Genomic DNA, 8,584 nt, shown 5'->3' on the forward strand with positions numbered 1-8,584 from the left:
TGTGCAAGGCGGAGGAGGGAGTCGACGCGGAGCGTCGGGGACCGACGACAACGCCGCAGAGGGGAGTGCCAGGCCCCGCGTCTGCGGCATGATCCGCTGGACAGGCCCTAGGCTCCCCGGCATGAGCGCATGGGGCGGGGAACAGGTCGAGCAGGCCGTCGCGGGGGCCATGGCGGTGCTGCGGACGGCGGCGGACCGCGACCGGGACTGGGACGAGGTGCGGGCCGGGCGGCTGGAGTGGAGCTGCCGGGACACCGCCCGGCACATCGCGACCGCTCTCACCGCCTACACCTGGCGGTTGGCGGCCCGGGCGCAAGAACGCCACGTCCCCTACGAGATCCGCCTGGAGGACGACGCCGACACCGCCGGCCTCCTGGACGTGGTCGAGGCGGTCGGCACGCTGCTCGCCGCGGCCGTGCGCACCACGCCGCCGCAGGTCCGGGCGTACCACCCGTACGGCAACGCGGACCGCGAGGGTTTCGCCGCGATGGGCGTCGTGGAGGTGCTGCTGCACACCCATGACATCGCCGAGGGGCTCGGCCTGCGCTACGAGCCCGCGGCGGAGCTGTGCGAGGGCGTGCTGACCCGGCTGTTCCCGCACGTCCGTCCGGGCGCCGCGCCCTGGCCGACCCTGCTGTGGGCGACCGGCCGCGGCGAGCTGCCCGGACGGGCGCCGGTCACCGAGTGGCGCTGGTACAACGCGCTCGCGGTCCCCGCCGGACGCCTCACTCTCCAGGGCGTCACCCCGGCGGCCGCCCGGGACCTGGCCGGTGGCGGGGACGGCGGTTTCCGGTGGGTCGAGGGCGGCCCGTACCCGGGCACGCGGGAGGCCGCCGGGATGATCGTGAAGGCGTACGAGGACGGGGTGCACCGGCCCGAGTGGGGGATGTTCGCGCTGGTGCGCGACGAGGACGGGCGCGCGGTCGGCGCCATGGGCTTCCACGGCCCGCCCGACGAGGACGGCCGCGCGGAGATCGGCTACGACCTGGCCGAGGCCGCCCGCGGCCACGGCTACGCCACCGAGGCGCTGCGCGCACTGTCGGCGTGGGCGCTGGACCGGGAGGGCGTGCGGCGGCTGGTGGCGCGGATCGACCGGGACAACGGCCCGTCGCAGCGGGTGGCCGACCGGGCCGGTTTCACCCGGGTGGCCGACGAGGGCGACCTGCTCGTCTACGAACTGCCGCGCTGAGCGCGGTACTTGCGCCGGCGCAGTCCGGAGGCGTGCAGCAGGCGCACCACCTCGCGGCTGGGGACCTGGACGGCCCCGGCCGCGACCGCGTCTTCGTAGCGCTGGGCGGGCAGGTCGTAGTGGTCGCGTTCGAAGGCCCGGCGCGGCACACCCAACCGCTCGGCGAACGCGTGCAGTTCGGCGTAGGAGACGTCGCTGATCAGATGGGACCACAGGCGGCCGTGGCCCGGCCAGGTGGGCGGGTCGATGTAGACGGTCACGCCACCGCCACTCGCCCGGTCCTCCCCCGGACGGCGCTCACGAGGACGGCTTTCCGCCCGTCGCCTCCGCCAGCGACCCCACCGCGGCGACCTTCACGCCCGCCTTGGAGCACACCCAGTGCGGGTCGGGGCCGAGTTCGGGTTCGACGTCCAGGGCGTGCGGGTCGCCGTACCCGCACACCGGGCACAGCGGCCAGCGGCCGTAGCGCTCCAGCAGCGCGTCCTGGACGTCCTGCGCGACCAGTCCGGCGACGTACAGGGCGCCGTCCGGCCACTGCTCCACCCACCAGCGGCGCTGGGCGACGGAGTCCTCGACGAGCGACACCACATCGGCCTCGGCGACCTCGCCCGCGACCAGGTCGGCGAGGACGAGGGCGCGGGCGGCGTGCAGGGCCTGCTCCAGGGGGCTGATGGGGTCCATGCCTCCATTGTGCGCACTCTTGACCATTCGTCCGAACGGAAAATATCTTTCACCATGTGACCCAGGACGTGAAGGAAATTTTCGCAGGCTCGGGCTCCCCGGCCGCGGCGCCCCCGGCCCCCGCCGCCCTGGCGGCCAAGGTGCGCACCCTCGCGCCGTCCATGACCCGCTCGATGCAGCGCGTCGCGGAGGCCGTCGCGAGCGACCCGGCCGGCTGCGCGGCCCTCACGGTCACCGGCCTGGCCGAACTCACCGGCACCAGCGAGGCGACCGTCGTGCGCACCGCCCGCCTGCTCGGCTACCCCGGCTACCGCGACCTGCGCCTGGCGCTCGCGGGCCTGGCCGCCCAGCAGCAGTCCGGCCGTGCGCCCGCCATCACCACCGACATCGCGGTGGACGACCCCATCGCCGACGTCGTCGCCAAACTCGCCTACGAGGAGCAGCAGACCCTCGCCGACACCGCCGCCGGACTGGACACCGCCCAGCTCGGCGCGGCCGTCGCCGCCCTGGCCGCCGCCCGCCGCACCGACGTGTACGGCATAGGGGCCTCCGGCCTGGTCGCGCAGGACCTCACCCAGAAGCTGCTGCGCATAGGGCTGATCGCGCACGCGCCCAGCGACCCGCACCTGGCCGTCACCAACGCCGTGCAGCTGCGCGCCGGCGACGTGGCGATCGCCATCACCCACTCGGGTTCCACCGGCGACGTGATCGAGCCGCTGCGCGTCGCCTTCGAGCGCGGCGCCACCACCGTCGCCATCACCGGCCGCCCCGACGCGCCCGTCACCCAGTACGCCGACCACGTGCTGACCACCTCCACCTCCCGCGAGAGCGAGCTGCGCCCGGCGGCGATGTCGTCGCGGACCAGCCAACTGCTGGTGGTGGACTGCCTGTTCGTCGGGGTGGCCCAGCGCACTTACGAGACGGCGGCGCCCGCGCTGGCGGCGTCGTACGAGGCCCTGGCCCACCGCCACAGCCCCCGCGGCGGCCCCGCCGCGCGGTCCTGACCGCACCGCGCCGGCGTCCGCGCACCACCCGAAGAAGCGCGAGAAACGCGAGGAACCCGAGAAGCCCGCGGAAGCCCGCACCCGCCGAAACGCGAAGACACCCCGAAGCCCGCACCCGCCTGAAGCCCGAAGCCCGAAGCCCGAAGAGAGCCGACCCTGATGACCTCCACGCCCCACTACCGTGAGCTGCGCGCCGAGTTGGAGTCGCTGACCACCGAGGCGTTCCGCCCCGAGCTGTCCGAGATCGACCGGCTGTCCACGCTGGAGATCGCACGGCTGATGAACACCGAGGACGCCACCGTGCCCGCCGCCGTGGCCGAGCGGCTGCCCGAGATCGCCGCCGCGATCGACGCGGTGGCCGCGCGGATGGCGCGCGGCGGCCGGCTGATCTACGCGGGCGCGGGCACCGCGGGACGGCTCGGCGTGCTGGACGCCTCCGAGTGCCCGCCCACCTTCAACACCGCCCCCTCGCAGGTGGTGGGCCTGATCGCGGGTGGCCCCGAGGCGATGGTGACGTCGGTGGAGGGCGCGGAGGACTCGCCCGAGCTGGCCGTCCAGGCGCTGGACGCGCTCGGTCTCACCCCGGACGACACGGTGGTCGGCATCTCCGCCTCCGGCCGCACCCCCTACGCCATCGGGGCGGTGCGGCACGCCCGCGCGCGGGGCGCCCTCACCGTCGGCTTGTCCTGCAACGCGGGCAGCGCGCTGGCCGCCGCCGCCGAGCACGGCATCGAGGTCGTCGTCGGCCCGGAGCTGCTGACGGGCTCCACCCGCCTGAAGGCCGGCACCGCGCAGAAGCTGGTCCTGAACATGCTCTCGACGATCACGATGATCCGCCTGGGCAAGACCTACGGGAACCTGATGGTCGACGTGCGCGCCTCGAACGACAAGCTGCGCGCCCGCTCCCGCCGGATCGTCGCTCTCGCCACGGGCGCGGCGGACGAGGAGATCGAGCGGGCGCTGGCGGCCACGGACGGCGAGGTGAAGAACGCCATCCTGGTGATCCTCGCCGGGGTCGACGGCCCGGAGGCGGCCCGCCTGCTCGGGGAGTCGGACGGCCACCTGCGCGCCGCGCTGACGGCGAGCGGGGCACCCCGGTCGCAGACCGGCCGGTGAGCCGACTACGGAACGACCGGTGAGCGGACCGCGGAACGACCGGTGAGCCGATTGCCGAGCGGCCCGCAAACACCCTGGAGAACCGGTGCCGTATAGGTCAGGATCTGACCTGTACGGTCTCTAGCGTGGTCCCCGACCGAGCGGACAGAACGACCGGCGGAGGGCCGAGACCATGAACGAGACCCCGAGGAACGACCGGAACGACCGCAGCCACCGGAACGACCGGAGCGGGCGAAACGACGGAAGCGACACGGTGAGCACCGGGGCCCCGGCCGTCACGGGTGAGCGCGCGGACCTGCTCCAGGCGCTGGCCAAGCAGCGTCACTTCCTGATCTTCACCACCCGCGGCCTCACCGACGAGCAGGCCGGACGGCGCACCACCGTGAGCGAGCTGTGCCTGGGAGGTCTGATCAAGCACGTCACGTCGGTGGAAGCGGCTTGGGCGGAGTTCATCGTGAAGGGCCCCTCCGCGATGCCCGACTTCTCCGCCATGACCGAGGCGGACTACGCCCGGCGGGCCGACGAGTTCCGCATGCTGCCCGGCGACACTCTGGAAGGGGTGCTGGCCGCGTACGCGAAGGCGGCCCGCCGGACCGACGACCTGGTCGCGTCCGTGCCCGACCTGGACGCCGACCACCCGCTGCCCAAGGCCCCGTGGAACGAGCCGGGGGCGCGCTGGTCGATCCGCAGGGTGCTGCTGCACGTCATCGCCGAGACCGCCCAGCACGCCGGTCACGCCGACATCATCCGCGAGGCCCTGGACGGCGCGAAGAGCATGGGCTGACGCCCTGGGGGGCCGCCGCCCGGGCGGGTGGGATGTGCGACGCTGGCCGGTATGAACCACGCACAGTTGACCGCGCTCGGGCGGGCCCTGCGGGTGGTCGGGGAGCACGGCGAGGAGCTGAACGCCGAGACCTCCGACGCCCGGCTGCACGAGATCAAGGCCGACCTGAGGCGTGCCCTGGACCTGCTGGAGGAGAGCGTCACCACGGCGGCCCCGGCCACCCGGTGCCCGGAGCACCCGCAGGGGCCCGTCGACGAGAGCGCGCCCGATCTGTGCCTGTTGTGCGAGACCCGGCGGCGCGCCGCCCGCCGCTCCGAGCTGGACGGCGCCTACGCCCGCCCGCGGCCGCCCGCCGCGCCCGCCACCGCGCCCTCCCGCTATGGCGTGCGCGAGGACCGGCCGCAGCCCCAGCAGCGGTGGCTGCCGGAGCTGTGGAACGGCCGGGAGTGGCAGCTGTGCGGCACCCCGCGCCGCGACCGCCGCGAGGCGGAGCTGTTCATCGCCGCCCAGCGGCGGGCGCCCCGCGCGGCGATGGCCCACCGGCTGGTGCACGAGTTCACCGACTACGAGGTGGTCCGCGTCTGGGGCACGCCCGTACGGGTGGACATCGAGCCGCTGGGCAACATCTAGCGCCCTGAGCCCGCGCCCCGCGCCCCGGCGGCGTGCTACGCCTTCGCCTCGGACACCGCCGACTCCCCGGGCTCCCCGGGCTGCCCCGACTGCCCCGCCTCGCCCGTCTTGCCGGCGGCCGCCACCGGTGAGCCGACCGCCTCGGCACGCCGCCGGGGGATGAAGGCGGCGACGGCGAAGCCCAGCAGGGCCGCGCCCGCGCCCACGGCCAGGACCGTGCGGAAGCCGTTCTCCGAGGGCAGCGCGTAGGGGCCGAACCGCGTGGTCATGTGGGCGAGCACCACACCGGCCACCGCGCTGGCGGTGGAGGTGCCGATGGAGCGCATCAGGGTGTTGAGGCTGTTGGCCGCGCCCGTCTCGGAGGCGGGGACGGCGCTCATGATCAGCGCGGGCATCGAGCCGTAGGTGAAGCCGATGCCGGCGCCGATGACGCAGGACGCCAGGACGAAGTGCCAGACCTGGTCCATCAGCACGATGTTCAGGCCGTATCCGGCGGCCACGATCAGGGCGCCGATCATCAGTGTCGCCTTGGGGCCCTTGGCCCGGGACACGGCCGCCGAGACCGGGGCCACGGCCATCATCACCAGGCCGGAGGGCGCCATCACCAGGCCGGAGGCCAGCAGCGACTGCCCGAGGCCGTACCCGGTCTGCTTCGGCAGCTGGAGCAGCTGCGGGATGACCAGGGACATGGAGAACATCGCGAAGCCGATCGCGATGGAGGCGAGGTTGGTCACCAGCACCTGGCGGCGTGCCGTGGTGCGCAGGTCCACCAGCGGGGCCGCCACCCGCAGCTCGAAGGCGCCCCAGGCGAGCAGGATCACCACCGCCGCGGCGAACAGGCCGAGCGTCGTGCCGCTGCCCCAGCCCCAGTCGGCGCCCTTGGAGACCGCCAGCAGCAGGCAGACCAGGCCGGCCGCCATGCCGAGCGCGCCCACGGCGTCGAACCGGCCGCCCGAGCGCACCTTGGACTCGGGCACGAGCAGCAGGACGAGGGCGGCGGCCACCACGCCGAGGGCCGCGGACGTCCAGAACAGCACGTGCCAGTCGAAGTTCTCGGCGATGACCGCGGCGGCGGGCAGGCCGAGGGCGCCGCCGACGCCGAGGGAGGCGCTCATCATCGCGGTGGCCGACCCGAGCCGCTCGGCGGGCAGCTCGTCGCGCATGATGCTGATGCCGAGCGGGATCACCCCGGAGGCCAGGCCCTGCAGGGCCCGCCCGACGATCATCGGGACGAGGGAGTCGCTCAGCCCGGCGGTGGCCGAGCCGATCACCAGCATGGCCAGGCTCAGCAGCAGCATGCGGCGCTTGCCGTACATGTCGCCGAGGCGGCCCATCACCGGGGTGGCGACGGCCGCGGCGAGCAGGGTCGCGGTCACGGCCCAGGCGGCGTCCGACGCCGAGGCGTGCAGCAGCTCGGGCAGCTCCGGGACGATCGGGATCACCAGGGTCTGCATCAGCGAGACCACGATGCCGCCGAAGGCCAGGACGGCCACCACGGCGTTCGGACTGAGCGGTGCTGTGGCCTCGGCCGGCCGGGCGGATGCGTCGGTCATGGAAGGGGTCTCCGTCGCACGCGGATCTACTTGACTCACGCAACTTTAATCGAGATTGATTGACTTAAGCAAGCTAATTCCGAGCGTCGGCCCGCGCCCGGCGGGCACGCGAAGGGCCGGCGCCCCGCTCGGGGACACCGGCCCTGTGACGTTCCGGCCACAGCCCGGCCCAGCTCAGCTCAGCCCGGCCCGGTTCGGCTCAGCTCAGCGTGTTCACCGCCGCCGCGTCGTACGGCTTCAGCTCGTCGAAGCGGCCGGACAGCACCTTCGCCGCCCACTCGGGGTCCTGCAGCACCGCGCGGCCCACGGCGACCAGGTCGAACTCGTCGGCCTCCAGGCGGTCCAGGAGGTTGTCGATGCCCTTGACCGGGGACCCCTCGCCCTGGAAGGCGTTGATGAAGTCGCCGTCGAGGCCGACCGAGCCGACGGTGATGGTCTGCTTGCCGGTCAGCTTCTTCGTCCAGCCGGCCAGGTTCAGGTCCGAGCCGTCGAACTCCGGCAGCCAGTAGCGGCGGGTGGAGGCGTGGAAGACGTCCACACCGGCGGCGGCCAGCGGGGTGAGGATGGCCTCCAGCTCCTGGGGCGTCTCGGCCAGGCGGGCGGTGTAGTCCTGCTGCTTCCACTGCGAGTAGCGGAAGATGACCGGGAACTGGGGCGAGACCTTCTCGCGGACCGCCGCGACGATCTCCGCGGCGAACTTCGTCCTGGCCACCGGGTCCCCGCCGTAGGCGTCGGTGCGGCGGTTGGTGCCCTCCCACAGGAACTGGTCGACCAGGTAGCCGTGGGCGCCGTGGATCTCCACGCCGTCAAAGCCGATGCGCTCGGCGTCGGCCGCCGCCTGGGCGAACGCGGCGACGACGTCGTCGATGTCCTTCTGCGTCATGGCCTTGCCGGTGGGCTCGGCGCCCGCGGTGACGAGACCGGACGGGCCCATCGCGGGCGCCTCGGGGAACGGCGGCTGGCCGTCCTTGCGGACCATGCCGATGTGCCACAGCTGCGGCACGATCGTGCCGCCCGCCTCGTGCACGGCCGCGGCCACCTTCGCCCAGCCCGCGAGCTGCTCCTCGCCGTGGAACCGCGGCACCCGGTCGCTCTCACCGGCCGAGGGGTGCCCCACGTACGTGCCCTCGGTCACGATCAGGCCGACACCGGCGGCGGCCCGGCGGGCGTAGTACGACAGCACGTCCTCGCCCGGGACGCCGCCCGGGGAGAACATCCGGGTCATCGGCGCCATCGCGATCCGGTTGGGGACCGTCAGGCCGTTCAGCGTGACCGGGCGGGACAGCAGGCGGGCCGCACGGGAGGCGGCCTCGGACGCGGCGGCGGGCTCGGACGCGGTGTCGCTCATGGGGGGCTCCTGGGACAGGGAACGGACGGATACCGTTGGGTATGTGCACGCGCATCAACTGCGCACCGACGTCAACGGCGGACCCCGCCGGGACATTTCCCGCAGCACCCACCTGTGACCCGGAACACGCCCCCGCCTCACGGCATGCGGGCCTCCCGGTTCAGCCGGCGCACCCGCTCCCGCAGGACATCGCCCGGCGCCGCCTCCTCCAGCCGCTCGGGCGGGCAGTCCCACTCCCGGCCGCCGCCCACCGGCCGCAACTGCACACAACCCCCCTCC

The 8,584-nt window shown here is 74.0% G+C and carries 9 protein-coding genes; 5 read left to right on the forward strand and 4 right to left on the reverse strand.

Annotated elements, in window-relative coordinates; translation table 11 throughout:
* Nucleotides 1-121: 121 nt before the first annotated feature.
* Nucleotides 122-1,189: a GNAT family N-acetyltransferase gene (locus GV126_RS00565; protein WP_159661930.1), complete on the forward strand. Its 1,068-nt coding sequence runs from the start codon at nucleotides 122-124 to the stop codon at nucleotides 1,187-1,189.
* On the opposite strand, the gene GV126_RS00570 is transcribed toward GV126_RS00565, so the two are convergent.
* Both GV126_RS00570 and GV126_RS00575 read right to left on the reverse strand, forming a co-directional pair.
* A complete protein-coding gene (locus tag GV126_RS00570) occupies nucleotides 1,171-1,449 on the reverse strand; it encodes a DUF4031 domain-containing protein (RefSeq protein WP_159661931.1) in 279 nt (92 codons plus the stop codon). The two genes, GV126_RS00565 and GV126_RS00570, sit on opposite strands and share 19 nt — an antisense overlap.
* A gap of 37 nt (nucleotides 1,450-1,486) precedes the next feature.
* Nucleotides 1,487-1,870, reverse strand: coding sequence for a DUF8819 family protein (locus GV126_RS00575; RefSeq protein WP_159661932.1), 384 nt, complete (start codon nucleotides 1,868-1,870; stop codon nucleotides 1,487-1,489).
* 56 nt (nucleotides 1,871-1,926) lie between these two features.
* Between GV126_RS00575 and GV126_RS00580 the strand changes: the two genes are divergently transcribed.
* From GV126_RS00580 to GV126_RS00595, 4 genes are all read left to right on the forward strand, one after another.
* On the forward strand, nucleotides 1,927-2,874 hold the full coding sequence (locus GV126_RS00580; protein WP_159661933.1) for a MurR/RpiR family transcriptional regulator: 948 nt from the start codon (nucleotides 1,927-1,929) through the stop codon (nucleotides 2,872-2,874).
* Nucleotides 2,875-3,033: 159 nt separating this feature from the next.
* A complete protein-coding gene (murQ, locus tag GV126_RS00585) occupies nucleotides 3,034-3,990 on the forward strand; it encodes an N-acetylmuramic acid 6-phosphate etherase (RefSeq protein ID WP_159661934.1) in 957 nt (318 codons plus the stop codon).
* 253 nt (nucleotides 3,991-4,243) lie between these two features.
* The gene (locus tag GV126_RS00590) at nucleotides 4,244-4,774 is read left to right on the forward strand and encodes a DinB family protein (protein WP_236569815.1); all 531 of its coding nucleotides are present in this window, start codon (nucleotides 4,244-4,246) and stop codon (nucleotides 4,772-4,774) included.
* Between the two features lie 51 nt (nucleotides 4,775-4,825).
* Nucleotides 4,826-5,404 carry a hypothetical protein gene (locus GV126_RS00595; protein WP_159661936.1) on the forward strand — a complete coding sequence of 193 codons (579 nt, stop codon included), beginning with the start codon at nucleotides 4,826-4,828 and terminating at the stop codon, nucleotides 5,402-5,404.
* 35 nt (nucleotides 5,405-5,439) lie between these two features.
* Here the strand turns inward: GV126_RS00595 and GV126_RS00600 are convergent, their stop codons facing one another.
* Together GV126_RS00600 and GV126_RS00605 are read right to left on the reverse strand one after the other, a co-directional pair.
* Entirely contained in the window at nucleotides 5,440-6,957 is a 1,518-nt protein-coding gene (locus GV126_RS00600; RefSeq protein WP_159661937.1) for an MFS transporter, read from the reverse strand.
* Between the two features lie 199 nt (nucleotides 6,958-7,156).
* Nucleotides 7,157-8,305, reverse strand: a complete 1,149-nt coding sequence (locus GV126_RS00605; protein ID WP_159661938.1) for an NADH:flavin oxidoreductase — start codon at nucleotides 8,303-8,305, stop codon at nucleotides 7,157-7,159.
* Nucleotides 8,306-8,584 lie beyond the last annotated feature (279 nt).

The organism is Streptomyces mexicanus (assembly GCF_902506575.1).
GTDB classification, from domain to species: domain Bacteria; phylum Actinomycetota; class Actinomycetes; order Streptomycetales; family Streptomycetaceae; genus Streptomyces; species Streptomyces mexicanus.